The sequence below is a fragment of the Actinomyces timonensis genome (assembly GCF_040702965.1).
Taxonomy (GTDB): Bacteria; Actinomycetota; Actinomycetes; order Actinomycetales; family Actinomycetaceae; genus Actinomyces; species Actinomyces timonensis_A.
The window spans coordinates 911,743-937,799 of record NZ_CP159989.1; the positions used below are offsets into that span (position 1 = coordinate 911,743).

Sequence of the window (26,057 nt, forward strand, 5' to 3'; positions counted from 1 at the left end):
GGTCGCGGGAGGGCCGAGCAGGGGCCCTGCGGGCGCCTATTCGTGTCAGTGGGGCGTGGTGAGATAGGCGCATGCGGATCCAGGAGGCCACCCCGAGCGCCAGCGGCGCTGCCAGCGGAGTGAATCCGGCGATCACCGCGTCGCCGCGCCTCCTGCCCGCCCCCGCCCCCGAGCCCCTGCCGGAGCCGGACGGGTCCGCGCGCGCCGTCCTCGAGGCGGTCACCAGCGGGGACAGCATCGTCGTGCTCGGCGCCCCCGGAACCGGCAAGACGACCCTCGCCCTGCGGATGCTCGTCGGCGCCGTCGCGCGGGGGACCGACGCCGTCCTCCTGGCCCCCACGCGCGCCCGCGCGGACCGCCTGCGCCAACGCGCCGCGTCCCTTCTCGGCGCCCACGGCGGGGGGGAGGTCCGCGTCCGAACGCCCGCCTCCCTCGCCCTGGCGATCCTCACCACCTCCCTCACCCAGCGCCCGGACCCGCTGCCCGCCCCGGTCCTGCTGGCCGGCGCGGAGGAGGACGCCGCGCTCGCCTCCCTCATCCGCCCCGAGCAGTGGCCCGGCCTGCCGCCCGAGGCCGTCGGCTCGCGCGCCTTCCGCGCCGAGCTGCGCAACCTGCTCGCCCGCGCCGGGGAGCTCGGCGTGACCGCCGACGACCTCGCCGGGCTGGGCCGCGCCCTCGACGTCCCCCTGTGGGGGCCGGCCTCCGCGCTCCTGCGCACCTGGGACGCCCAGGGCCGCCCCACCGCGGAGCGCCGGGCGGACACCCGCCGCATGGACACCGCCCGCCTCCAGGACCGCGCCGCCGAGGCCCTGGCCTCCTGGGACGCCGACGGCGTCGCCGTCCCCCAGCCCGTGCCCGGCCTGGTCATCGTGGATGACTACCAGGACTGCACCGCCGCCACCGCCCGGTTCCTGGCCGCGCTCGCCCGGACCGATGAGCGCGGGCACCGCGCCCAGGTGGTGGTCCTGGGGGACCCGGACGTCGCCGTCGAGACCTTCCGCGGCGGCTCTCCCACCCTTCTGTCGGCCGCCGAGGACCGCTCCGGGCTCGCGGCGCGCCGCATGCGCCTGAGCGCCCTGCACCGCGGCACGCCCGCGCTCGCGGCCTTGTGGGCGGATCAGGCCGGGCGGCTGCCCGTCACGGGATCGGCCGCCCACCGCCACCCGAGCCTCAGCCCGGAGCGGGGCGGCGGCGCGGCGACGGGCGAGCCGGTGCCGGGCGGGGCGCCGCCGGCCGGGCCGGGGGATGCCGGCGCCCCCTCGGGGATCGAGCCGATCGTCGCCTCCTCCGACGCGCAGGAGGCCGCGCATGTGGCGCGCGCCCTGCGCGCCGAGCACATCCACCACGCCACGCCCTGGCGGGAGATGGCCGTCATCGTGCGCTCCGCCGGGCGGGCCCAGGCGGTCGCCCGCGAGCTCGGGCGGCGCGGCGTGCCCCTGGCGGCCTCCGCCCCCGCCGTCCTGCTGCGCGCCGAGCCCGTCGCGGCCGCCCTCCTGCAGGTGTCCCGCGCCGCTGTCGACGGTCGTCTCGGGGCAGTGGGCGAGCCGCCGGAGCGCGCCGCCGCCATCGACCTGCTCACCAGCCCGCTCGTGGGCCTCAGCCTCCTGGACCTGCGCCGTCTGCGCCGCCGTCTGCGCGAGGACCGCCCCGCCCAGACGGTCCCGGATGAGCACCTGCTCGCCGCCCTCGCCTCCGCCGGCGCCGGTGGGGGTCTCGCCGCGGATCTCTCCGAGGAGCCCCTGGCCGAGCAGGCCGCGCGCCTGGCCCGGGCCGCCCGGATCATCGAGGCCCTGCGCGGCGTCGTCGGGCTCCGGGGCTCGTGGGGGGATGAGGAGCCGGAGGGCGCGGAGGCGGCGCAGGATGACGAGCGCGTCGACGCCGAGGCGCTGCTCTGGGCGGCCTGGAGCGCCTCCGGCTGCGCCGAGCGCTGGCGCCGCCTCGCGCTGGCGGGCGATGCGCCGCCCGCCCGCGCCGCCGAGCGCGACCTCGACGTGGTCACCGCGCTGTTCAAGCGAGCCGAGGTCTGGGCCGAGCGGCACCCCGGCGCCCATGCCGCCGCGTTCCTCAGCGAGCTGGCCGCCGAGGTCCTCCCCTCGGACTCCGTGGCCCCCGCCGGGGTTCGTCCCGAGGGCGTCGCCGTCCTCACCCCCGCCGCGGCCGCTGGCCGCGAGTGGGCCGTCGTCGCCGTCATGGGGCTGGGCCGCGATTCCTGGCCCGATCTGCGCCTGCGCGACTCCCTCACTCGTTCAGGCCTCCTCGTGGACGCCGCCACCGGCCGCTTGCCCGTTGGCCCCGATGGCGCCCCCACCGGCGCGCTCGACGTCACCGCCGCCCGCGCCCAGGTGCGCGCCGACGAGCGCCGCATGCTCCTGGCCGCCCTCACCCGCGCCACCCGCCGCCTCATCGCCACCGCCGTCCAGGACGCTGATAACTCGCCCTCCCCCTTTCTCATCGAGGTCGCGACCGCCGCCGGCCGCCCCCTGACCGACGCCGACGGCGAGCCGCTCATCGCGCCGGACACCGGTGATCTCACCCTGCGCGGCCTCGTCGGCGAGCTCCGCCACGCCCTCCTGGCCGCCCAATCGCCCCAGGCCACGGCGCTGGTGCGCCAGCGGGGCGCCCGCGCCGCCGCCCTGCTCGCGCGCCTGGCCGGGGCAGGCGTGGCCGGCGCCGATCCGGCCACCTGGGGCGGGCTGTCCGGGCCCACCTCCACCGAGCCTCTCGTGGCGGGCGGTCAGCCGGTGCGCGTGAGCCCCTCCGACGTCGAGGGCCTCACCACCTGCGCGCTGCGCTGGTTCCTCCAGCGCAACGGCGCCGGCGGCGCCCCCACCGGAGCCCAGGCGCTCGGAACCCTCATCCACTCCCTCGCCGAGCTGGCGCAGCGCGAGGGCCTGCGCGGGCAGGCCCTCATGGACGCCCTCGAGGAGCGCCTGCCCGAGCTCGGACTGCCCGCCACCTGGATGGGCTCCCTTGAGGCCGAGCGCGCCCGCGAGATGATCCGCCGCCTCGACGCGCGCCTCCAAGCCGTTCCCGGTCAGGTCGAGGTCGAGCGCGCCATCGACGCCACCCTCGCCCTGCCGCTGCCTCCCTCCGCGGACGCCGGGGAGGGGCGGGGCGATGGCGGGGCCCCGCCATCGGGCGGTACCGCCGGAGCCACGATCGAGGTGCGGCTGCGCGGCCGCATCGACCGCCTCGAGGCCATCGAGGGGGAGATCCCGCCCGCGGCCGGTGAGCCGGGCGCCCCTCTGCCCGTTGGCGCGGGCCAGCGCCTGCGTCTCATCGACCTCAAGACCGGCACGAGCGCCGGTGAGGGAGACGCCTCCCGCCACCCGCAGCTCACCGCCTACCGCCTGGCCCTGGAGTCCCTGGGCTACCGGGTCGACGGCGGGGCGCTCGTCCTCCTCGGAGCCGAGCCGCGCAAGAAGGACGGCGGCGCGCGCCTCGCCCCGGACACCGCCGCCCTGGCGCCCATCCCCGACCCCGAGACCGGTGAGGACTGGGCCGCCGCCCTCGTCGCCCGCGCCGCCCTGGCCGCCCGGGGGCCGCGCCTGCGCGCCACCACGGGCCGCCACTGCCAGCTGTGCGCCGTCAAGGACGCCTGTCCCGCCGTCGACGAGGGGAGGAGGACGCTCCCATGAGCGAGCCCCAGACCGGTGATCGTCCCGCTCAGCCCGGCCCCCCGCCGCGGTCGCGGCCGGGCCCCGGCCCCCGGGAGCTGGCCGAGGCGCTCGGCCTGCCCTCGCCCACGGCCGAGCAGTCCCAGGTCATCGCCCACCCGCTGACCCCCCTGCTCGTCGTCGCCGGCGCGGGCAGCGGGAAGACCGCCACCATGAGTCAGCGTGTCGTCCACCTCGTGGCCAGCGGCGCCGTCCGCCCAGACCAGGTCCTGGGACTCACCTTCACCCGCAAGGCCACCGCCGAGCTCGCCTCGCGCGTGTCCACCCGCCTCGGCCAGCTCGCTGAGGCGGGGCTCCTGCCCGGAGCGGGCCAGGCCGACGGCGGCGCCGAGCTCGGCGAGCCGACGATCTCCACCTACAACTCCTTCGCCGCCGCGCTCGTGCGAGACCACGGCCTGGGCATCGGCGTCGACCCCGACGCCACGCTCATCACCGCGGCGCGCGCCTGGCAGATCGTCGACGACATGCTGGCCGAGCGCACCGCGCCCCTGCCGCTCGACCCCACCCCCACCACCGTGCGCGCCGTCCTGCGCGTCGACGGCGCCCTGTCGGAGAACCTGCTCGGCGTCGAGGAGGCCGCTGAGGGCCTGGACGACCTCCAGCGCCTCTTCGCGGGACTCGCCGGCGTGAGAGGCCTGGCCAGCGCCTTCAAGGCCAAGGCGGAGACCATGGCCACCCAGCGCGCCCTCCTCGAGCTCGCCGCCGAGTACCGCGAGCGCAAGCGCCGCCACGGGCTCGTCGACTTCGGGGACCAGATCGCCCTGGCCTGCCGGATCGTCGAGGAGGTCCCCGGCGCCGCCCGCGCGCTCTGCGAGCAGTACCCCGCCGTCCTGCTCGACGAGTTCCAGGACACCTCGGTGGCCCAGAGCCTCCTGCTCTCCCGCCTCTTCGCCGGGGGAGGCGTCACCGCCGTCGGAGACCCCAATCAGGCGATCTACGGATGGCGCGGCGCCAGCGCCGGGGCCCTCGACTCCTTCCACGCCCGCTTCAACCCCGCGGGCGCCGAGGCCGTGGCCGCCGGCGCGGATCCAGCGCTCGCCACGCCCGTGCTGCCCCTATCCACCGCCTGGCGCAATGACCGGCGCATCCTCGACGCCGCCAACATCATCTCCGCCCCCTTGCGCGACCACGGTCCCCAGCCGGGGGACGCCGCCGTGGCGCGCATCCCCGTCACGCGCCTCGTCCCCCGACCCGCGGCCGCGGGCCTGGCCGAGGGGGCCGTCCACGTCGCCTTCCTGCCCGATCCCCTCGCCGAGGCCGAGGAGGTGGCCGAGTTCATGGCGAGGCGCTGGGGGCCGCGCGCCGAGCTCGCCGTCCTGTCCCGCACGCGCTCCCAGCTCGTCCCCATCGCCGACGCGCTCCAGGCGCGCGGCATCCCCCACGAGGTCGTCGGCATCGGCGGGATGCTCGGCGTCCCCGAGGTCGCGGACCTCCGCGCCCTCATCACCGCGGCCGCGGACCCCGAGCGGGGGGACCGCCTCATGCGCCTGCTGAGCGCCGGGGACATCGGCGCCGCCGACCTGCGTGCCCTCCACGCCCTGGCGCGCCGCCACGCCCGCGGCCCGCTGCGGCCCGCGGAGCGCCGGGCCGGGACCGCCGGCCCCGACGGGAGCGCCGCGCCCGGGCCCCCGGTCGACGGTCCGGAGGAGGCCCCCGAGGCGCCGCTGCTCACCGAGGCGCTGGAGATCATCGCCCGACGCGCCGAGGAACCGGGCGGCGACGGTCCCATCGAGGGCCTGTCCGAGGCCGGGCGCGCCCTCGCCCTGCGGCTGGCCCGCGCCCTGCGACGGGTCCGCTCCGCCCTCGCCCTACCGCTGCCGGACATCATCGACATCGCCGAGCAGGCTCTCGACCTCGATATTGAGATCGCCGCCATGGGCCCCCAGCGGGCCGGTCGGCGCGCCGTCGACGCCTTCAGGGCCGTGGCCGAGCAGTACGCCGCGGACGCCGAGGCGCCGACCCCGGCCGGGTTCCTCAACTGGCTCCAGGTCGCCCAGTCCGAGGAGAACGGGCTCGACGCCCCCGAGCCCACCCCCGAGCCCGGCGCCGTCCAGCTCCTCACCATTCACGCCGCCAAGGGCCTCGAATGGGACGCCGTCGCCGTCATCGGCATGACCGAGACCGCCTTCCCCTCCTACCGGGTCAAGGCCGAGGAGGACGGGACCATCGCGCCCGGCTCCTGGACCTCCAGCACGGAGGAATTCCCCCACCCCCTGCGCGCCGACGCCGGGGAGCTGCCGCCCTTCGAGCTGGGCGCCCTGGAGCCCCCGTGCGTCGACAAGGACGACGTCAAGGACATGTGGAGGCAGTACGCGCTGGCCCTGGGCCGCCACGCCATCGCCGAGGAGAGGCGCCTGGCCTACGTGGCCGTGACCCGCGCCCGCCACGACCTCCTCCTGACAGGCTCGCACTTCGTCAAGACAGGTAAGACCCCGCGGCGCCAGTCCCGCTTCCTCAACGAGATCCTGCGCGGCGGCGGAGGGGCCTCGCCCGCCACCCCCTGGGGCGCGGGCCTCACCGAGATCGACGACGGCGCCTCCAACCCCCTCCACGACGCCACCGCCTCAGCCTGGTGGCCGGTGGAGCGCCCCGCCGAGCCCGGCAGCCCCCGCGCGGCGAGGATCGCGGCCGCCCGCGCCGTCGACGCCGCCCGCCGCGCGTCCGCGCCGCGGGCCGGAGAGGGGCCCGCGGCGCCCACGGATCCACTCGTGGCCCGTTGGGAGGCCGAGGCCGAACTGCTGCTGGCCGAGCGTCGTCGGGCCGAGCGCGCGCGCCCCGGGGTGCGCATGCCCTCCCACCTGGCGGCCACGAGCCTGGACCGCCTGCGCTCCGACCCCGCCGCCTTCGCCCTCGACCTGCGCCGCCCCCTGCCGCCCGAGCCGCGGACCGCGGGGCGGCTCGGCACCGTCTTCCACGACGCCATCGCCCAGCGCCTCGCGGGTCGCGCGGCCCTCATCCCGCTCACCGACGCGGGCGTCCCCGACGCCCTTCCCCCGGCTGATCGGAGGCGCGTCGAGCGCTGGCTCGCCACCGCCGAGTCCCTGCCCCTCCTGGAGGGCCACGCCCTGCGCGCCACCGAGGTGGAGCGAGAGCTCACGGTGGGCGGCACGACGCTGCGATGCCGGATCGACGCCGTCTTCGCCGCCCCGGACGGCTCCTGGCTCATCGTCGACTGGAAGACGGGGCGCCGCCGCGTCCCCGTGGGCCAGCTGAGCGTCTACGTCCACGCCTGGGCCGCCAGTCAGGGGGCGCCGGCGGACCGGGTGCGCGCCGCCTACGCCTATGTGGACTCGGGCGAGGTCGACGAGCTCACGCCGGCCGACCTGCTGCCACTGGACGCCGTCGAGAGCCTCCTCGCCCCCGGCGCTGCCGCCCCGGGGCGCCCTCTTGACCCTGGCGCCGTGGAAGACCCTGGCCTGGAGCCGTGACCGCCATGCGCCCCTACTCCTCGGGGCTGGGCACGGCCCGCAGGGTCGCGGGGACCTCCGAGGTCACCGCCTCCATCTCACCGGCGGCTTGAAGCGCCGAGCCCGTGGGCACGGGGGCCAGGCGCGGCTCGTGGTGGTCGACGATCGGGGCGTCGCCCACCTGCTCGGCCAGGTCCTCCAGCATCGCCACGGCGTCGCGGGTGACCGACTCGTCCTCCGAGTGGACGCCGTGCAGCAGCCAGCGCGCCAGGCTCATCTCGCTCACCAGCTCCGCGCGGTCGCGCAGGTGGCGGTCCACGCCCTCCGAGCGCGCCAGGTCATAGGCCGACTCGATCGAGTCCAGGCAGCCCAGGGGCGCCGAGGAGTAGATCCACGCCAGGTCCTCCGCCGGGTCGCCCACATGCGCCTGGCCGAACCCGCTCATCGCCACCACGGAGCCCCCGGCGGTCAGGACGTTCTCCGCGGCCATGTCCCCATGGACCACCACCGGCCGGAAGCGCCACAGCGCCGCGTCCTCCAGAGCCTGCTCCCAGCGCGAGAGCACCGAGGACGGCACCTTGCCCGTGCCCGCGGCCTCATCGAGAAGCGCCAGCCACGAGCCTCGCACCTCATTCGCGTCACGCACCGGCATGCCCGCCTCCGACACCACCGTGGTGGGCAGCTCGTGCAGCTCGCCCAGCGCCTTGCCGAGCCCCGCCGACAGCCCCGGCCCCGGGCGCAGGGACATCAGATTGATCGGCCGGCCCGCCGTGTGGGAGCGGACCTGGACGCAGGCGCTGTCGCGCCTCAGGAACCCGGCTGGCCGGGGCACGTCGAAGGACAGGCGTCCGCCGTCCACGATCCTGCCGATGCGCCGCAGCACCTCCGCCTCGGCCACCAGCTCGGCGCCGGTGAGGTCGTCGAGGGCCTCGTGGACCTCCCAATGGCGCCCCCGGGTGTCAATGACGCCGACCACCCTCAGATGCGCGGAATCCAACTGGGGCAGCGCCAGGCGGGCCGGGTCCAGGCCCCGCACCGCGATCGACGCCATGGCGGCGAGGGCCAGCGCCGAGCGGCGCTCGACCGGTGTCCCCCCCGGCGCGCCCGCGCTCCCTGGGTCCTCGGCGCGCGCGGGGGAGGGGATCGCCTCGTCGGCGTCCTCGGTGCAGGCCTGCCCGCCGTCGGGAAGCCCCTCGCGCTCGGGTCCCCCGCCGTCCGAGCCCGACGACGCGCTGGGGGAGGCCCCCGCGCCTGTCGCAGCGCTGATCTCAGCACTCGTCTCAGCGTTCGTCTCCATGGCCGGGTCCAGGGCGGGGTCCGTGGGCGTCATGACCCAACCGTAGGCGAGGCGCGGCATCTCGCGCAGCCGCCGCGCCTGCCCTGCTCGTCTGGTGAGCGGCGCGGGTGGGCGGCCAGTAGCGCTCCTACAAGCGCCATCCCCGTCATCCAGGCGGTTATCCACAGGTTCGCCGCTGGGGGTAGCGCGAGGCGCGGATCCTCGCCTAGTCTCGGCTCTCGTCCGATCGCCCCAGATCGGAGCCGCTATCCGGCCATAGCGCCGGCCCCTGACCTCGACTGGTCCCCCGAGCCAGACGCCCCCGCCTCACGCTCGACCACCGAGGAACCCCATGGACGCCGCGACGCTGCTGCACACCGAGGTCCGCGAGCTCGTGCGCCGTCGCGGCATCGACCCCCTCTCCGAGCCCGGATCCCTGGTCGGTCTCGTCAAGGAGGCCTCCGCCGATTACCTCGCCCGTGCCGACGCCGGGCTCGTCCCGCCCCTGCTCGATCCCGAGGCGGCCACCGCGGGCATCGTCGACGCCCTGGCCGGCATGGGCCCCCTCCAGCGCTACCTCGACGACGACGAGGTCGAGGAGATCTGGGTCAACGGCGCGGACCGCGTCTTCGTGGCCCGCTCGGGCCGCCCTGAGCTGACCACAACCCTCCTGGCCGACGGCGACCTGCGCGTCCTCGTCGAGCGCATGCTGCGCGTCTCCGGGCGCCGCCTCGACATGTCCAGTCCCTTCGTCGACGCGCAACTGCCCGGCGGCGAGCGCCTCCACGTGGTCATCCCGCCCATCACCGGCGCCCACTGGGCGGTCAACATCCGCAAGCACATGGCCCGCGCCAGCCGCCTGGCCGACCTCGTCCGCCTCGGCTCCCTGCCGGCCAGGGCCGCCGCCTTCCTCGACGCCTCCGTGCAGGCGGGCCTCAACATCCTCGTCTCGGGGGCCACCCAGGCCGGCAAGACCACCATGGTCCGCGCCCTGGCCGGGGCCATCCCCGCAGGCCAGCGCATCATCACCTGCGAGGAGGTCTTCGAGCTTCTCCCTGCGCAACCGCGACTGCGTGGCCATGCAGACCCGCCCGGCCAACCTCGAGGGCGCCGGTGAGATCACCTTGCGGCGCCTGGTCAAGGAGGCGCTGCGCATGCGCCCCGACCGCCTCCTCATCGGCGAGGTCCGGGAGGCCGAGGCTCTCGATCTGCTCATCGCGATGAACTCCGGCCTGCCGGCCATGTCCACCCTCCACGCGAACTCGGCCAGGGAGGCCGTCGTCAAGATCTGCACCCTGCCGCTGCTCGCCGGGGAGAACGTCTCCGCCGCCTTCGTCGTGCCCACGGTCGCCAGCGCCATCGACCTCGTCGTCCACCTCGGGCTCGACGCCGCCGGCCGCCGCACCGTGCGAGAGATCCGCGCCGTCACGGGCCGGGTCGAGAACGGCGTCATCGAGCTGGCCGACATCTTCCACCGCGACCGGGCCGACCGTCTCGTCCGCGGCACCGGCCTGCCTCCGGGCCGGGAGCGCTACGAGCGCGCCGGGCACGACCTCTCCTCCCTCCTGGCCGTCGGCCAGGCGCCGTTCCTCCCCGACGCCGTGTCGCCCACCCGGAGGCGCTCCGCCCCCGTCCTCGCGACCCACTCGGCCCCCGCCGGACGGGAGGGCCGCTGATGGGCGCCGTCGCAGGTCTCCTGGCGGGACTGGGTCTCGTCCTCATCTGGCAGGCCTGCACCAGCGAGCCCCCGCGGTGGCGATCCGAGCGCTCCCGGCGCCTGGGAGACCTCCTCGTCCAGGCCGGCGCGGGGCGCACGAGCCCCGCCGCATTCGTGATCGGGAGCATCGCGGCCGGCGCCGTCGTCGCCCTCGGATTCCTCGGCGCCAGCGGGGTGTGGAGCATCGCGGCCGCCTTCGGCGCCATCGCCTCCCTCCTCCCCTTCCTCCTCATCTCCTCGCGGGCCCGCGCCCGGCGCACTCGCCTGCGCGAGCTCTGGCCCGAGGCGGTCGACACGCTCGTCTCCGGGATTCGGGCTGGGATGAGCCTGCCCGAGGCAGTGGCCAGCCTCGCCGAGCGGGGCCCGGAGGCGGTGCGCGCCGAGTTCTCCGCCTTCGCCGTCGACTACGCGGCCACAGCGCGGTTCGACGAGTCCATGGCCCGTTTGAGGGCCCGCTTCGCCGACCCCGTCGCGGACAGGATCGTCGAGGCGCTCCACCTCGCCCACGAGGTCGGCGGCGCCGAGCTCGCCGACCTGCTGCGGTCCCTGGCCCGGATGCTGCGCGAGGACATGCGCACCCGCGGCGAGCTCGAGGCCCGTCAGTCCTGGACCGTCAACGGCGCTCGGGTGGCCGTGGCCGCCCCCTGGCTCGTCCTGGCCCTGCTGTCCACGCGCCCCCAGGCCGCGGCCGCCTACGCCACGAGCGGCGGCGCCCTCGTGCTCCTCATCGGGGCGGTGGCCAGCGCGCTCGCCTACCGCCTCATGCTGAGGATCGGGCGCCTGCCCGAGGAGGAGCGGGTGCTGCGATGAGCGACCATCTCGTTCTCGGGGGCCTGATCGGCCTGCTCGCCTCGCTCGGCGTCCTCCTGGTCCTCCAGGCCCTGTCGCGGCGGCGCCCCGGCCTTGTCGCCCGCCTCGAGCCCTACGTCCAGGAGCGGCCCCGCGGATCCGCGCTCTTGCGCGCCCCCGCCCCCAGCGGGAAGACCGTTCCGGGCCTGCTGCTGGCCGCCGTCGCCAGCCTCGGCGGGCTCCTGGAGTCCATGGGCTCGTCAGCGGACTCAGTCCGACAGCGCCTGGCCCGATCCGGCTCCCACCTCACTTACGACGAGCTGAGGGTCCAGCAGCTCGTCTGGGCCGGCGCGGGCATGTCCGCCGCCCTCGGGCTGGGGCTCATCACCTCGCTCATGCGGCCTATCAGCGTCCCCGCTGTGCTGATCGGCGCCCTCATCGCGGCGATCGCTGGGGCGGCCGCCCGCGACTGGTGGCTCTCGCGCGCCGTGAAGCGGCGCACCGCGAGGATCGAGGCGCAGCTGCCCGACGTCGTCGAGCTCCTCGCGCTCGCCGTCGGGGCCGGGCAAGGGCCGGTGGACGCCATCGAGCGGGTCACCCGCCGGGGGCGCGGGGACCTCGTCGACGAGCTCGGCATGACCCTGGCCGATATCCGCTCGGGGACCGTCCTGGCCACCGCCCTCGAGGGCCTGGAGGCGCGGTGCGGCTGCCTGGCCCTGTCCCGCCTCTGCGAGGCCATCACCGTGGCGATGGAGCGCGGGACGCCCCTGGCCGAGGTCCTGCGCTCCCAAGCCGCCGACTCTCGTGAGGCCGCCCGGCGCGCCCTCATCGAGGAGGGCGGCAAGCGCGAGATCGCCCAGATGGTGCCCGTCGTCTTCCTCATCCTGCCCATCACCGTCCTGTTCGCCCTCTACCCCGGGCTCGTCGTCCTGCGCCTGGGGATCTGATCGCCAGGAGCCGCGGCTCGATCCCCGCCCCCACCCAAGGAAGGAACCACCATGAGCACCCCCTCCCGCAGTCCCCGGCGCGCCGCCGCCAGATCGCGCGACTCACTGGATTCACTGGACGCCGCCCCGCTCGGCCGCCCCCGGCGCGCCAGGGCCCTCGCCGTCCGAGCCGGCCGCGCGCTCGCGCCCGAGCGCGGCGACGTCCCCGGGTGGGTCCTGGTCACGCTCATGACCGCCGGGCTCGTCGTCGCCCTGTGGACCGTGACCGGTCCCGCGCTCGTCAACCTCTTCACATCCGCGATGAACAAGGTGACCGGTGCGATCTGAGCGCCGCGGCCCGCGTCGGCCCGGCATCCCGCGCCTGCCCCGATGCCGCCGCGCCCCAGGGCGGGGGAGCGGTGAGGAGGGCTCGGCGATCGCCGAGTTCGTCATGGTCGGCGCCCTCGTCATCGCGGTGGCCGTCGCCCTACTCCAGCTCGCGCTGGGGCTCTACGCGCGCAATGTCCTCATCGATGCCGCGGGCGAGGGCGCCAGGCGCGCCGCGCTGGCGGGAGGCACCGAGGAGGAGGCCACCGCGCGCGTCCGCGCCCTGGCGGGCGCCGCCCTCGCCGACGACTACGTCACGGATGTGCGGGTCCGCCGCGTGGTTCGCGATGGCCTGCCCGTGGTGGAGGTCGAGGCGAGCGCCCCCATGCCCGTCCTCGGGCTGCTCGGCCCCGGCGGGAGCCTGCGCGCGAGCGGTCACGCCCTCGATGAGTCGGCCCTCGCCCGAGCGGGCGCGACGCCATGAGCCGGCTGGCGAGGGCCCGGTGGCTCATGGCGCCGGGCTGGGGAGCGGAGAGTGAGCGGGGCAGCGCGACGGTCGAGTTCATCGGATGGAGCGCGGCCATCGTCCTGCCGATCCTCTACCTCATCGTCGCCCTCGCCCAGGCCCAGGCGGCCTCACTCGCCGTGGCCAGCGCCGCCGACTCCGCCGCCCGCGCCATGGAGTCCAGCGCGGGTGGCGCCGACGGCCTGGGACCGGCCCGGGCACGTGCCGCCGTCGGCCTCGCCTTAGCCGATCAAGGGCTCGACGACGACCCCGCCACCGCGCTAGCCCTCGACTGCGAGGACTCCGCCTGCTCCCGGCCCAGGGCCGTGCGCGTGGAGGTGGGAGTCGACCTGCCGCTCGTGTCCATGACCGGGATCGGTGACGACCTCGTCATGATCTCCGCCGTGCGCCCCGTGAGCACTATCGAGAACGGCGTCCCGGACCCAGGGGGTGATCGATGAGGCGCGCCGATGCCCGCGCCGCCGCGGGCTCACCCGCGCCCTCGGCGCCCGCCCCCTGGCGACGGCGCCTCAGGGCGCTGCGTTGTCGCTGCGCGGCCGAGGACGGGCAGGCCATGCTGCTCGGGATCGGCATGATCGCCGTCGTGCTCGCCCTCGTCCTCGGCATCGCGTCGGTGACCTCCGTCTACTTGGACGTCAAGCGCCTGACCGCCATGGCGGACTCCGCCGCGGTGGCGGGGGCGGGCAAGATCGCGCCTGGCGGCTATTACACGGGCGGCCGTCCCGCCGCGCCCGTGGCCATGGACGACGCCTCCGTGCGGAGCGCGGCCGCCGCCGACCTCGTCTCCCAGGCCGAGGTGGGAGTGGCGAGCGCCGGGGGCCTGAGCGGTGTGAGGGTGATCGATGCCCACGCCGAGGATGGGAGGGTCGCCGTCGTCACCCTCAGTGGCCACTCGCGCCCGCCCTTCCTGCCCTGGGGGCTGCTGCCCTTCGAGGGCTTCGACATCAGCGCCACTGGGTCGGCCCGGACGACGACGGCGCCCTGAGGCGGGCAGGGATCCGCGCGATGCGCGCCGACTGGTGCCTTTCGCCCCCACTGGTGCCGTCTGCACCCACTGGTGCGGGTAACTCGCACCGTTCGGTGCGGACGGCACCGCTCGGTGCGGTGCACACCAGTCGATGGGCGGCTCGGTCAGGCGGCGGTGCTCAGGAGAGGGGCGACCGACGCCGCAGGGGCGGCCGACGTCGCCTGACCGTCGGGCATCGTCGCCGCCTCGGCCGTGGGGGCCGGAAGCGCCCGTGCGGCCGGGTCAGTTGTGGGGGCCCGCCAGCCCCGGGCGCTGCCAGCGGGCGGAGACGGCGGCCGCCTCGCGGCGCACGAGGCTGGCGATGTAGGCGCGCTTGACGGTCAGGAGCACGTTGATGCCGACCAGCAGGTAGAAGAGGTTCGCGATGACGCTTGGCCAGGCGCCCGAGGAGGCGCAGTTCGCCATGAGCATGAGCGAGCCCGAGATGTTGAGGGCCTGGTACTTGAGGGAATCGCCGGCCAGCTTGCCCGACGAGATGAGGACGTACGCCCAGAGGAGCTCGGCGGCGCCGAGCCACCCGGCCAGGGACAGGAGGAAGGGAACGAGGTGGGTCACGGGGGACGATCTTGGACCCCCAGACGATGAAGATCAATCGCAGGTATCTGCATAGGGGATGTAGTTTTACTTCATGAACCTGTCGCCTCGCCGGATGTCCGTCCTCCTCGCCGTCCAGCGCTCCGGTGGCGTGGTAGCGGCAGCGGATTCCTTGCACATGAGCCCCTCCGCCGTCTCCCAGCACGTCCGCCTCCTGGAGGAGGAGACCGGAGCCCGCCTCATGGATCGCGCGCCCACCGGGGCGGTGCTCACTGAGGCGGGCAGGGTCCTGGCCGAGAGCGCCGAGCGCATCGAGAGCGAGCTCATCGAGGCCCAGCGCAGGCTCGCCGGGCTCGACGGCGCCAGCCCCACCGGGACGGTCCGCGTCGGCTCCTTCGCCACCGCCGTGCGCGCCATCCTCCTGCCCCTCATCGCCGACCTGGAGGCCAGCCGCCCCGGGCTCGACATCATCATCGAGGAGGTCGAGGAGCGCGCGGGCCTGGCCCGCCTGCGCCGCGGCGAGCTCGACCTCCTCCTCCTGGAGCGCGACGCCCGCGCCCTGCCCCCCGCCCCCCGCGGCCTCGGAGATGTGCCGATCCTCGACGAGTCCTGGCTCGTCGTCGTCCCCCCGGGCAGCGCCGTGCCGACGTCGCTGGCGGACCTGGCTGGCGCCACCTGGATCGCCCTCGACCCCTCCACCGCCGGGGCCTTCGCGCTGACCCGCCTGTCCGGGCAGCTCGGAGTCGCCCTGACCACCCGGCACGTGGGCTACGACTACGACGTCGTGCTCGCCATGGCCCATGCGGGACTGGGCTACGCGCTCCTCCCCGAGCTCGCGGTGCGCAGCAACGAGATCCCCGACGACCTGCGCATCACGCGCCTGCCCGGCCTGGGCGCGCGCCAGCTCGTCGTGCGCCATCGCGCCACGCGCACCGAGCCCGGGCCGGCGGTGCGCGCGGTCCTGTCGGCGCTGCTGGAGCAGACGATCCCCCTGGGCACGGTCATGGGCTGATGCGGATGGCGCCTCCCGCGCTCCTGCGAGCCGGATCCCTCATCTCCTCGGTCCGCTCCCGGGGGAGCGGGAAGGCGCGTCGCGCTCAAGCGTGACCGAGGCGGAGCCGCGCGCCGTCGTCGAGGCGCTCACCGTTCACCTGTTGTGACCTCAGTGGCGGGATCGGCGTCCCCGGGGCGGCGCCTCGGCCGCCCCGGGGACGCCGATCGGCTGGCGGTGAGTCTCCCCGTGCTCGCCCGCGGCGCGTGGCCCCGGCGCCGCCCGACCCCGGATCGACTAGTCTTGTCGGGTGGCCACTGACTTCCCCGCGCAGATCGAACGACTCCGACACACCTACGCCTCCATCGCCGCGGTGACCGACCCCGACGCCCTGCGCGCCCGCATCGTCGAGCTGAGCGAGTCCGCGGCCGCCCCGGACCTATGGGACGACCCGGACGCCGCCCAGGTGGTCACCTCCGCCCTGTCCCACGCCCAGGCGGATCTCAAGCGCGTCGAGCAGCTCGGCGAGCGCATCGACGATCTCGAGACGATGGTCGAGCTCGCCGGGGAGGAGGAGGGCGATGGTGCCGCGGAGATCCTCGCCGAGGCCGAGTCCGACCTCGAAGCCATCTCCAAGGACCTTGCCGACCTGGAGATCCGCACCCTGCTGAGCGGCGAGTACGACCAGCGCGACGCCGTCGTCACCATCCGCTCGGGCGCCGGGGGCGTTGACGCCGCCGACTTCGCGGAGATGCTCCTGCGCATGTACCTGCGCTGGGCCGAGCGCCACGGCTATGCCACCAAGATCCTCAACACCTCCTACGCGGAGGAGGCGGGGCTGAAGTCGGTCACCTTCGAGGTCCACGCCCCTTACGCCTACGGCACCCTGTCCGTGGAGGGCGGCACGCACCGCCTCGTGCGCATCAGCCCCTTCGACAACCAGGGGCGCCGCCAGACCTCCTTCGCCGCCGTCGAGGTCATCCCGCTCATCGAGTCCACTGACCATATCGACGTCCCCGAGACGGACATCCGCATCGACGTCTTCCGCTCGTCGGGGCCCGGCGGCCAGTCCGTCAACACCACCGACTCCGCCGTGCGCATCACCCACCTTCCCACGGGGCTCGTGGTGTCCATGCAGGACGAGAAGTCGCAGATCCAGAACCGCGCGGCCGCCATGCGCGTCCTGCAGTCCCGGCTGCTCCTGCTCAAGCAGCAGGAGGAGGACGCCAAGAAGAAGGAGCTCGCCGGGGACATCAAGGCCTCCTGGGGCGACCAGATGCGCTCCTACGTCCTCAATCCGTACCAGATGGTCAAGGACCTGCGCACCAATCACGAGGTCGGCAACCCCGACTCCGTCTTCGACGGCGACATCGACGGCTTCATCGACGCCGGCATCCGGTGGCGCAAGCAGCAGGAGCAGAACGAGGACTGATCCGCGCCTCGCTGTCCTTCGTCCTTTCCCGAGACCGGTCGAAATAACGATCGAGACCGGTTGGCGGGGCGCGGGGAACCGGTCTCGCTCCTGATATCGACCGGTCTCGCTCCTGATATCGACCGGTCTCGGCGTGATATGTGGCGGGGCGGGGCGGGAGCGCGCTAGCCTGGGACCGGCCGCGACTGGCGAGGGTGGGGCACCACCGGGGAGCGGCCGCCGCCCCATGTGGAGGGGACGTCGCCCGCCTGGGCGTCCCGCCGACCCCCGGAACCACAGGAGCCCTTCGTGACCGCCTCACCGGCCCCCGCAGCCCCGACCGCCGTCCCCACCGCGCACGTCCCCACCGACGGACTGGTCGACCCCGACGTCGTCCCCGTGCGCCGCGCGCTCGTCTCCGTCTACGACAAGACCGGCCTCGTCGAGCTCGCCACCGCCCTGGCCTCCGCCGGCGTCGAGATCGTCTCCACCGGCTCCACGGCCGCCACCATCGCCGCCGCGGGCATCTCGGTCACCGGCGTCGAGCGGGTCACAGGCTTCCCCGAGTGCCTCGAGGGCCGTGTCAAGACCCTCCATCCCGCCGTCCACGCCGGCATCCTCGCCGACCGCCGCAAGCCCGACCACCTCGCCCAGCTCGACTCCCTGGGCGTGGCCCCCCTCGACCTCGTCGTCGTCAACCTCTACCCCTTCACCGCCACCGTCGCCTCCGGCGCGCCCTTCGACGCCTGCGTCGAGCAGATCGACATCGGCGGTCCCTCCATGGTCCGCGCCGCCGCCAAGAACCACCCCGGCGTCGCCGTCCTGACCTCCCCCGGCCAGTACGCCGAGGCCGTCCAGGCCATCGCCGACGGCGGGTTCTCCCTCGCCCAGCGCCGCCGCCTCGCCGCGGCCGCCTACGCCCACACCGCCGCCTACGACGCCGCTGTCGCCACCTGGTTCGCTCAGCAGACCGAGACCGACGGCGCGGGGGCCGGCGCTGCGGCCGATGCCGAGGGCCCGGCAGCGCCCCCCGCCCACGTCGGCGCCGCCTACGAGCGCCTCACCGCCCTGCGCTACGGCGAGAACCCCCACCAGGGCGCCGCCGTCTACACCGCCCCGGGGGCGCGTGGGGGAGTGGCCAATGCCCGCCAGCTCTCCGGCAAGGCCATGAGCTACAACAACTACACGGACACCGACGCCGCCCTGCGCGCCGCCCACGACCACGGCGACGAGGCCTGCGTGGCCATCATCAAGCACGCCAATCCCTGCGGCGTGGCCATCAGCCCCAGCGGTGATGTCGCGCAGGCCCACCGCCTCGCCCATGCTTGCGACCCCGTGTCCGCCTTCGGCGGCGTCATCGCCACCAACGCCACCGTCACCGCCGCCATGGCGCGTCAGATCAAGCCGATCTTCACCGAGGTCGTGGCCGCTCCCGCCTTCGAGGACGAGGCCCTGGAGATCCTCAAGGCCAAGAAGAACCTGCGCGTTCTCGCCGTCGAGCCGCCTGAGCGCGAGGGGTGGGAGGTCAAGCAGATCTCCGGAGGCGCCGTCATCCAGGAGAGCGACGCCTATCAGGCCGGTGACGATGACCCCGCCGCCTGGACCCTCGCCGCCGGCCAGCCCGCCGATGAGGCCACCCTCGCCGACCTCCGCTTCGCCTGGCGAGCCGTCCGCTCGGTCAAGTCCAACGCCATCCTGCTGGCCTCCGGCGGGGCCACCGTGGGCGTGGGCATGGGCCAGGTCAACCGGGTCGACTCCTGCCGCCTGGCCGTCGAGCGTGCCAACACGCTCGGCGCCCGCTCCACCGGTGACGCCCAGGCGCCCGCCCCCGCGGCAGGGCAGACCGGGGCCGTCGGCGGGGGCGACGCCGACCGGATCCTCACCGGCCCCGCCCCCGAGCGGGCCCGGGGGGCAGTGGCCGCCTCCGACGCCTTCTTCCCCTTCGCCGACGGCCTTCAGGTCCTCATCGACGCCGGTGTGCGCGCAGTCGTCCAGCCCGGCGGCTCCATCCGCGACGAGGAGGTCATCGCCGCCGCCAAGGCCGCGGGCGTGACCATGTACCTCACCGGGCAGCGCCACTTCTCCCACTGAGGCCGTGGCGCCCGCCCCGGCATGGCGGGACCCGCCGCTCCCGGCCCGGCCCGGCGCGGCCGGGCTGGGAACGGATCGGGGCGATAAGGTGTGCGCGTGAGCCAGGAGGGGGACAGCGCCGCCAGCGCCAGCACCACGGGCGGGCCCTCGGCGGGGCCCGAGGATGAGCGCCCCCGACGGGGCGTGGCTCCAGCGCGCAGCCGCGCCCATCAGACCTACCGGGCCGCAGGCGTCGTCGCCGTGGCGGTGAGCCTCACCGTCGTTCCCGCCATCAGCCTGCTGGGGCGCCAGCGGCTCGGCGTCATCGCGCTGGTGGCCCTGCTCCTCACCCTCGTCGTCATGCGCTCCCAGCGCCCCCAGGGCACCTGGATCTCCGCGCGCTCGCGGCTCTTCGACGTCGTCTTCGGGGCGCTGCTCGCCCTGGCGCTCCTCGTGCTCGCCCCCTACGCGGAGCTGCCGCGCATCTTCGGCTGACCCCGGCGCCTCGGCGGGATGGAGCCGGGCCTTGCCCCATCCCGGATGGCAGACGCCCCCGCCCTCGCGGCGGTGAGTGTGCGATCCTGCCCCGCTGTCACAGTCATCACGCGCTCACGCGGAGATCCCCCGGTATCTGGAAGGTCCCAACATGTCCAACGCACAGTCCGCCGCGCGCAAGCGCCGCATGAGGGGCGGCATTCTCCTGTGGGTGATTGTCGCGATCCTCCTCGCCGTCATCCTCGGCTCCATCCGCGTGGGCGGCCACCCCATCATCCCCGCGCCCCTGGGCCGTGGCTTCGCCACCTTCTCGGCGATCTTCAGCCAGTTCCTGCAATTCGCCATCCCGTTGATCATCATCGGCCTGGTCACCCCCGCCATCGCCGACCTCGGGCACGGGGCCGGCAAGTGGCTGGGCGTCACCACCACCGTCGCGTACGCCTCCACCCTCTTCGCGGGCTTCGTCACCTACGCGACCTGCGCGGCCCTGTTTCCCACGCTCCTGTCCGGCGTGTCGCTCGGCGACGTCTCCGAGCCCGGGAGCGCCCTGCAGAAGCTTCTTCACCCCTGAGATCGCCCCGCCGCTGGAGGTCCTGACCTCCCTCATCCTCAGCTTCGTCATGGGCATCGGCCTCTCCCTCGTGCCCCGCGGCGTGCTGCGCAGGGGATTCATCGATTTCCGTGCCATCATCACCCGCCTCATCGAGACGATCATCATCCCCCTCCTGCCGCTGCACATCTTCGGCATCTTCCTCAACTTCGCCTACACGGGCGAGGCATGGGCCGTCATGAAGACCCTCGTGCGCGTGGTCATCGTCGTCCTCGTCCTCGAGGTCGTCATCCTGGCCTGCCAGTACGCCGCCGCCGGGGCCATAGGCCGCAAGAACCCGCTCAAGGCAATCCTCACGCTGCTGCCGGCCTACATGACGGCCCTGGGCACATCCTCCTCCGCGGCGACCATCCCGGTCACGCTGCGCCAGACCAAGAAGCTGGGCGTGTCCGACGCCGTCGCCTCCTTCGTCATCCCCCTGTGCGCCACGATCCACCTGGCCGGCTCGACGTCGAAGATCTTCGCCTTCGCCTTCGCCATCGCCTTCACCCAGGGCCTGACGATCAGCACCGCCCAGTGGATCGGCTTCATCTTCATGCTCGGAATCACGATGGTGGCGGCCCCCGGCGTCCCCGGCGGCGCCATCGCCGCGGCCTCAGGCCTCATCGCCTCCATGCTGGGCTTCAACGACGCCCAGGTCGGGCTCATGTTCGCCACCTACATCGCCATGGACTCCTTCGGCACCGCCACCAACGTCACCGGTGATGCCGCGATCGCCATCGCTATCGACCGCTTCGCCGACGGCCGCCTCGGCCACGAGGGGGACCCGGAGAACGCCCGAGAGCTCGCCTTCGACGGCATGGCCTACCTCGACAGCGTGAGCGTCGAGGGCGTGGTCCGCCCCGAGGACCTGGCCGCCTCCAGGGCCGCCACGGGCAATCCCGGCGACTGAGGCCGAGTCGGGGCCGCGGCCCTTTCTCACCCCTCCCGGGCCACGAGCCTGGCCAGAGCCCCGCCCGCTGACATGAGCGTGGCGGGGGCTCCCTGCTCGACGACGCGTCCCCCGTCGAGGACGGCGACGTGGTCCGCCTCGCCCACCCACCTCAGGCGGTGAGTGATCTCCACGACCGTCGTGCCGGCCAGGCGCTCGCGCACGCGGGAGCGCACCCGGGCGTCGAGTGCCGGGTCCAGGTGGGAGGTGAACTCGTCAAGGACGATGACCCCGGGCCGGGCCAGCAGCGCCCGGGCCAGCGCGAGCCGCTGGCGCTGGCCGCCGGACAGCGAGGCCCCGCGCTCGCCGATCATCGTGCCGTAACCGGACTCCAGGGCCACGATGTCGTCATGGATCCCGGCGTCCTGGCACGCCCGCCGCGCCTCCTCCTCGCTCGCGCCCGGCGCGGCCAGCCGCAGGTTGTCCAGGACACTGGCCCGGAACAGGTGCGCGCTCTGGCTGACCAGCGCCACCTCGCGACGCAGGCAGTCCCCCCTCAGCCCCCGGATGTCGACGCCGTCCAGGAGGATCCGGCCCGCCGCGGGGTCGTCGAAGCGCAGCGCCAGGTGGCCCATGGTCGTCTTTCCCGAGCCGGAGACCCCCACGAGGCAGGTCCACCGGCCCGCCTCCGCGCGCACGGACGCGCATTCCAGCGCGAGCCTCGGTGAGCCGGGATAGGCGTAGGAGACGCCCTCCCACACGAGCTCGTGGGAGCCCGCCCGGGGGAGCTCCTCCTGCCCGTCCACGACCTCGATGGGGGAGTGGACGGTGGCCCACACCCTCTCGGCCGCGGCGAAGGAGGCGCTGAGCGCGGCGGCGAGCTCCTCCACGCCCCGCGCGGTCTCGGTCAGTCTCAACACCGCGGCGACGCCGCCGGCCAGGGCGGCCGCGGAGAAGGCCCCCGCGCGCACGCCGTCGGCGCCCACGAGGATCATCGCGGCGGGGCCGGCGAGCGCGAGCAGCTGGGCGCCGCCCCGGCGCAGCGCCGTCCAGCGCCGCGCCGGGGCTCCGGCGGCCTGGATGGAGCGGTCGATCGCGCCCATCTCCTCGAGGCGCTCCTCCGCGCGCCCGTAGCCCACTACCTCGGCCATTCCCTGAATGGAGTCCGTGACGTGCTGAGTCAGCCCGGCCCGCTCCGCCACCGCCGCGCGCGAGGAGGCCAGCGACGCCCGCCACCCGAGCGCGGGCACGACCCCGATCGCCCCGGTGAGGAAGGCCAGGGCGGTCAGGGCCACCGGCCAGGACGTCGTCGCCCCGACGACGCCCACCACGCTCAGTGGCACGACGACGGCGCTGACGGCGGGGGCGAAGGTGTGGGCGAAGAACACCTCGATCCGGTCGACGTCCTTCGTGGCGCGCGCCAGCAGGTCCCCTGAGCGCGCCTCCAGCATGACCCTCGGCGCGCGGGGGATGAGCGCGGCGAAGATCTCCCCGCGCAGCAGCTCCAGGGCCTTGAAGGCCACGAAGTGCCCGAGGAACTGCTCGCTGTAGCGCAGCGCCGCCTTGAGCAGGGAGGCGAGCGCGAGCTGCCCCGCCAGGTCCCAGGGGATGCCGATGGGAGCCCCGGAGGCGGCCTGCGCGCCCGTGCGGACGACGGCGACCGCCCCGATCGCCAGGATCGCGCAGCCCAGGAGGAGGTCGGCGATGCGGCACAGTGTCGAGCCCACCAAGGGCGCTAGGACCGGCCGCGTCACGCTCAGGAGCCAGCCGATGAGCGCGCGGCGGCCCGGCGGGGCGGAGGCCGCCTCGGTGGCTCCGCCCGGGCGGGTCCGTGCCTTCCGGGTGTCCTGCGCCCCCGGGCCGCCTCGCGAGCGCCTCGCGCCGGTCGTGCTCATCGCTCGCCCCTTCCCGCCCCGTGCCCGGATCCGGGCGCCGCCCCGGCACCCGCCCGCGCGCCGGGGTCGGTCGCGATGAGGCGCCCGCCCTCGACGGTGATAACGCGATCGGCCCCGGTCAGCGCGCCGGCGCGGTGCGAGACCGTCATGACGGTGCGCCCGGCGGAGACTCGCCCGATCGCCTCGATGATCGCGGCCTCCCCGGCCAGGTCCACCTGGCTGGTCGGCTCGTCGAGCAGCAGGATGGACCGGTCGGCGAGCACCGCCCGCGCCAGGGAGACGCGCTGGGCCTGGCCCCCGGACAGCCCCAGGCCCTGCTCGCCCACGAGGGTCTGGAGGCCCTCGGGCATCCCCCGCACCTCCTCGGCGAGATTGGCTACGGCCAGCGCCTCCCAGAGCTCATCGTCGCCAGCGGAGGGCTTCGCGAGCCGGAGGTTGGAGGCGATGGTGCCGGAGAAGAGCCAGGTGGACTGCGCCACCAGGGCGCTCGCGGCGCGGACCCGTTCCTGATCAGCGGCGCCCGACCCCGGCGCCAGCTCCTCGCCGTCGACCTCCACGGCGCCGGATGAGGGAAGGAGGTCCCCCTTGAGCAGGGCCATGAGCGTCGACTTTCCGGAGCCGGAGGGCCCGACGACCGCCACGTGCTCGCCGGGAGCCACCTCGAGGTCGATGCCGTGGAGGACCTCGGCGCGCCCCCAGGCGGCCCTCGCCCCTCGTAGGCGGATCGCCCCGGAGAGCCCCACCGCCCCCTGGGCCTCGGACGGTCCTGGCGGCCCTGCCGGCTCCGGGGCCTCCGCCGCCTCCGAGGGCCCCCGCGCCGCCGCGCCGCGGGGGCCCTCGGAGGACAGGATGCGGCGGATGGCCCGCTGGTTGGCCAGGCCTCCCATGCCGACGTAGAAGAACGCCCCCACGTGGTCCAGCGGCTCGAGCAGGACGAAGGAGGTCAGCACGATCGCCAGCGCGTCGCCGACGCCGATCGCCCCCGAGCCCAGTCGCGCTACGGCGCTGACCGCGGCCACCGAGATGAGGAAGAGGGAGAAGAGGGAGTCGGTGACCAGGATGACGAGCTGGTTGCCGGCCAGCAGGCGCATGACCGCGCGCCGGTTGTCCTCCCCGGCCTTGCGCAGCCGCTCGTGCGCGCGCCGCGCCGCGCGGGTCAGCGTGAGGGTGGTCAGGCCCTGGATGCCGTCGAGGTACTCCGCGCTCAGGCGCGCCCGGCTCCTGCGCGATCCCGAGGACGACGACCTCAGCGTCTTGTGGAAGCCGATGATGAGCGCGGGCACGCCGACGACGGCGAGGGCCAGCACCGCGGAGGGGACCGGGTCCACCGCGATGCCCAGCTCCACGAGCACGAGGGCCGGGGCGAGCCCCGCCGCGATCGTCGGGGCGAGAAAGGTCTGCCGGTACAGGGCGACGCGCTCGGCGCCGTCGGCCAGCACCGACACGGTCGATCCGGTGCGCCGCCGGGCCGCGCGGGCCGGGCCGAGCCGCATGAGGTGGGCGAGCACCCTGCGGCGCAGCGCCGCCTCCTCACGGGCCGCGCTGGACAGCGACACCGCCCGCGCCCCCGCCGCCGCCAGCGCCGAGACCGCGCCGGCGACCAACGCCGAGGCGAGCCGAGCGCCCGGGGCGCCGCCCTCGATGAGCGCGCCGAGCGCGCGCCCGGCCGAGATGAGCGACCATCCCTGCGCCAGGGACGCGAGGACGGTCAGGCTGAAGGAGATCAGATTCGCCCGCCTGGACGACGGCGTCGCCAGTGGGAGCCGTGAGGGAGAGGTGCGGGTGCGGGGCAGGAGCGCGGTCGGGGCGGGCATGGGGCCTATTGTGCTGCGAGTCATAGGGCGAGTGCTAAAGTAACAGCCCCATCGTCCCGTCATCGCGGGGGCCCGGGCTCGTAGGCTCCTCCCATACGGTTACGGTCGGCCCATCGCGGCCGGCACTCCGCAACAGCACGGTGATCGCGCTACGACGAGCCCGTCCAGCGCCGCCACAGTACCGTCCACAGCACCGCCCCGATCAAAGGAGACACCATGGCCAACGCCCCCGTGAACATCACGATCACCGGCGCCGCCGGCAACATCGGCTACGCCCTTCTCTTCCGCATCGCCTCCGGCGCGCTCCTCGGCCCGGACCAGCGGGTCAACCTGCGCCTGCTCAAGATCCCCCCGGCCATCAAGGCCGCCGAGGGCACCGCCATGGAGCTCTTCGACTCAGCCTTCCCGACGCTGGGCTCCATCGACATCTTCGACGACGCCAAGGCTGCCTTCGAGGGCGCCAACATCGCCTTCCTCGTCGGCTCCATGCCCCGCAAGGCCGGAATGGAGCGCGCCGACCTGCTCAGCGCCAACGGCGGCATCTTCGGGCCCCAGGGCGAGGCCATCAACGCCGGCGCCGCGGACGACATCAAGGTCCTCGTCGTGGGCAACCCGGCCAACACCAACGCCCTCATCGCCGCCTCCCACGCCCCGGACGTCCCGGCCTCCCGCTTCACCGCGATGACCCGCCTGGACCACAACCGCGCCCTGGCCCAGCTCGCCGCGAAGGCCGGCTGCCACGTCACCGACATCGACAAGGTCACCGTCTGGGGCAACCACTCCACCACCCAGTACCCCGACCTCACGCAGGCTACCGTCAACGGCCGGCCCATCACGGACCTGCTCGCCGACCGCGCCTGGGTGGAGGAGGACTTCATCCCCACCGTCGCCAAGCGCGGCGCCGCCATCATCGACGCGCGCGGCGCCTCCTCGGCCGCCTCGGCCGCCTCTGCGGCGGTCGACCACGTCCGCGACTGGTGCCTGGGGGTCAAGGGCTACTCCTGGACCTCCTCCTCGATCATGTCCGACGGCTCCTACGGCGTGCCCGAGGGCATCATCTCCTCTTTCCCCTGCACCGTGGAGAACGGCGAGTGGAAGATCGTTCAGGGCCTCGAGATCGACGAGTTCTCGCGCGCCAGGATCGACGCCTCCGCCGCCGAGCTCGTCTCCGAGAAGGAGTCCGTCGCCTCGATGAACCTCATCTGAGGAACGCGTCGTCACGACCCTGACGGCGTCCCGACCGGCCCTCTCGCCCCGGCCCCGACCGGCGAGGGGGCCGGTCGCGTCGTCGTCGGCCCCCGGCCTCGGGGACGCGGACTCCCCGCCGCCTTGGAGCGCGTCGCGGCGCCGTGCTGGAATTGGGCCATGGCACGCCGCGGCTCCAAGCGGCCCTACGGGGCCGGGCACATCCCCCTCAACCTGGGGCGCCTCGCCTCGATGCCGCGCAGCCAGACCGGACCGGGGGGAGCGGAGTTCACCGTTCGGCATGTGCGCGGCGGTGCCAAGGACTACACCTGCCCGGGTTGCCATCGGCGCATCGTCCCCGGCACCCCGCATGTGGTGGCCTGGTCCAATGAATCGCTCTTCGGGGCGGACCGCGGGCTGGAGGAGCGCCGGCACTGGCACACCTCCTGCTGGGAGCGCCGCCTCTGGTAGCCGCGGGTCCGCGCCGCGCTCCTGATCCGTGGCGGGCG

18 protein-coding genes and 2 pseudogenes are annotated in these 26,057 nt (G+C 74.9%); 16 read left to right on the plus strand and 4 right to left on the minus strand.

The genetic code is table 11. The features are described from left to right. Positions 1–71 precede the first annotated feature (71 nt). Both ABXS69_RS04035 and ABXS69_RS04040 read left to right on the plus strand, forming a co-directional pair. A complete protein-coding gene (locus ABXS69_RS04035) occupies positions 72–3,638 on the plus strand; it encodes a PD-(D/E)XK nuclease family protein (RefSeq protein ID WP_366181273.1) in 3,567 nt (1,188 codons plus the stop codon). Beyond that, a complete protein-coding gene (locus ABXS69_RS04040) occupies positions 3,635–7,105 on the plus strand; it encodes an ATP-dependent DNA helicase (protein ID WP_366181274.1) in 3,471 nt (1,156 codons plus the stop codon). Before ABXS69_RS04035 ends, ABXS69_RS04040 begins: the two co-directional genes overlap by 4 nt. Positions 7,106–7,118: 13 nt before the next feature. On the opposite strand, the gene ABXS69_RS04045 is transcribed toward ABXS69_RS04040, so the two are convergent. Beyond that, on the minus strand, positions 7,119–8,414 hold the full coding sequence (locus tag ABXS69_RS04045; RefSeq protein WP_366181275.1) for a phosphotransferase: 1,296 nt from the start codon (positions 8,412–8,414) through the stop codon (positions 7,119–7,121). 298 nt (positions 8,415–8,712) lie between these two features. Between ABXS69_RS04045 and ABXS69_RS04050 the strand changes: the two are divergent. The 7 genes and pseudogenes from ABXS69_RS04050 to ABXS69_RS04080 form a co-directional block, all read left to right on the plus strand. Beyond that, positions 8,713–9,928 (plus strand): annotated as a pseudogene (locus ABXS69_RS04050) (ATPase, T2SS/T4P/T4SS family); the annotation flags it as partial. 107 nt (positions 9,929–10,035) lie between these two features. Then, on the plus strand, positions 10,036–10,887 hold the full coding sequence (locus ABXS69_RS04055; RefSeq protein WP_366181276.1) for a type II secretion system F family protein: 852 nt from the start codon (positions 10,036–10,038) through the stop codon (positions 10,885–10,887). Then, entirely contained in the window at positions 10,884–11,813 is a 930-nt protein-coding gene (locus ABXS69_RS04060) for a type II secretion system F family protein (protein ID WP_366181277.1), read from the plus strand. The genes ABXS69_RS04055 and ABXS69_RS04060 overlap by 4 nt, the downstream gene beginning before the upstream one ends. Before the next feature lie 51 nt (positions 11,814–11,864). Further along, on the plus strand, positions 11,865–12,140 hold the full coding sequence (locus ABXS69_RS04065) for a hypothetical protein (RefSeq protein ID WP_366181278.1): 276 nt from the start codon (positions 11,865–11,867) through the stop codon (positions 12,138–12,140). Beyond that, on the plus strand, positions 12,130–12,603 hold the full coding sequence (locus tag ABXS69_RS04070) for a TadE family protein (protein ID WP_366181279.1): 474 nt from the start codon (positions 12,130–12,132) through the stop codon (positions 12,601–12,603). The genes ABXS69_RS04065 and ABXS69_RS04070 overlap by 11 nt, the downstream gene beginning before the upstream one ends. Beyond that, positions 12,600–13,085, plus strand: coding sequence for a peptidase T4 (locus ABXS69_RS04075; protein ID WP_366181280.1), 486 nt, complete (start codon positions 12,600–12,602; stop codon positions 13,083–13,085). Before ABXS69_RS04070 ends, ABXS69_RS04075 begins: the two co-directional genes overlap by 4 nt. 113 nt (positions 13,086–13,198) lie before the next feature. Beyond that, the gene (locus ABXS69_RS04080; protein ID WP_366181281.1) at positions 13,199–13,630 is read left to right on the plus strand and encodes a glycosyltransferase; all 432 of its coding nucleotides are present in this window, start codon (positions 13,199–13,201) and stop codon (positions 13,628–13,630) included. Positions 13,631–13,894: 264 nt separating this feature from the next. On the opposite strand, the gene ABXS69_RS04085 is transcribed toward ABXS69_RS04080, so the two are convergent. Next, complete coding sequence (locus ABXS69_RS04085) at positions 13,895–14,227, minus strand: hypothetical protein (protein ID WP_366181282.1); 333 nt, start codon at positions 14,225–14,227, stop codon at positions 13,895–13,897. A 73-nt stretch (positions 14,228–14,300) separates the two neighbouring features. Between ABXS69_RS04085 and ABXS69_RS04090 the strand changes: the two genes are divergently transcribed. The 5 genes and pseudogenes from ABXS69_RS04090 to ABXS69_RS04110 all read left to right on the plus strand — a co-directional run bounded on the left by ABXS69_RS04090 (position 14,301) and on the right by ABXS69_RS04110 (position 20,675). Next, complete coding sequence (locus ABXS69_RS04090) at positions 14,301–15,218, plus strand: LysR family transcriptional regulator (RefSeq protein ID WP_366181283.1); 918 nt, start codon at positions 14,301–14,303, stop codon at positions 15,216–15,218. A 289-nt stretch (positions 15,219–15,507) separates the two neighbouring features. Beyond that, positions 15,508–16,629 (plus strand): peptide chain release factor 2, encoded by a 1,122-nt coding sequence (prfB, locus tag ABXS69_RS04095; protein ID WP_366181284.1) that lies wholly within the window; start codon positions 15,508–15,510, stop codon positions 16,627–16,629. A 288-nt stretch (positions 16,630–16,917) separates the two neighbouring features. Next, positions 16,918–18,699 carry a bifunctional phosphoribosylaminoimidazolecarboxamide formyltransferase/IMP cyclohydrolase gene (gene purH / locus ABXS69_RS04100; protein ID WP_366181285.1) on the plus strand — a complete coding sequence of 594 codons (1,782 nt, stop codon included), beginning with the start codon at positions 16,918–16,920 and terminating at the stop codon, positions 18,697–18,699. Positions 18,700–18,795: 96 nt separating this feature from the next. Further along, entirely contained in the window at positions 18,796–19,173 is a 378-nt protein-coding gene (locus ABXS69_RS04105) for a DUF3017 domain-containing protein (RefSeq protein ID WP_366181286.1), read from the plus strand. Positions 19,174–19,324: 151 nt separating this feature from the next. After that, positions 19,325–20,675, plus strand: a pseudogene (locus ABXS69_RS04110) (dicarboxylate/amino acid:cation symporter). A 26-nt stretch (positions 20,676–20,701) separates the two neighbouring features. On the opposite strand, the gene ABXS69_RS04115 reads toward ABXS69_RS04110, so the two are convergent. Together ABXS69_RS04115 and ABXS69_RS04120 are read right to left on the minus strand one after the other, a co-directional pair. After that, entirely contained in the window at positions 20,702–22,549 is a 1,848-nt protein-coding gene (locus ABXS69_RS04115; RefSeq protein WP_366181287.1) for an ABC transporter ATP-binding protein, read from the minus strand. Further along, a complete protein-coding gene (locus ABXS69_RS04120) occupies positions 22,546–24,363 on the minus strand; it encodes an ABC transporter ATP-binding protein (RefSeq protein WP_366181288.1) in 1,818 nt (605 codons plus the stop codon). The genes ABXS69_RS04115 and ABXS69_RS04120 overlap by 4 nt, the downstream gene beginning before the upstream one ends. Before the next feature lie 216 nt (positions 24,364–24,579). Between ABXS69_RS04120 and ABXS69_RS04125 the strand changes: the two genes are divergently transcribed. Both ABXS69_RS04125 and ABXS69_RS04130 read left to right on the plus strand, forming a co-directional pair. Beyond that, positions 24,580–25,569: a malate dehydrogenase gene (locus ABXS69_RS04125; protein WP_366181289.1), complete on the plus strand. Its 990-nt coding sequence runs from the start codon at positions 24,580–24,582 to the stop codon at positions 25,567–25,569. A 159-nt stretch (positions 25,570–25,728) separates the two neighbouring features. Further along, positions 25,729–26,019, plus strand: coding sequence for a hypothetical protein (locus ABXS69_RS04130; RefSeq protein ID WP_366181290.1), 291 nt, complete (start codon positions 25,729–25,731; stop codon positions 26,017–26,019). Positions 26,020–26,057 lie beyond the last annotated feature (38 nt).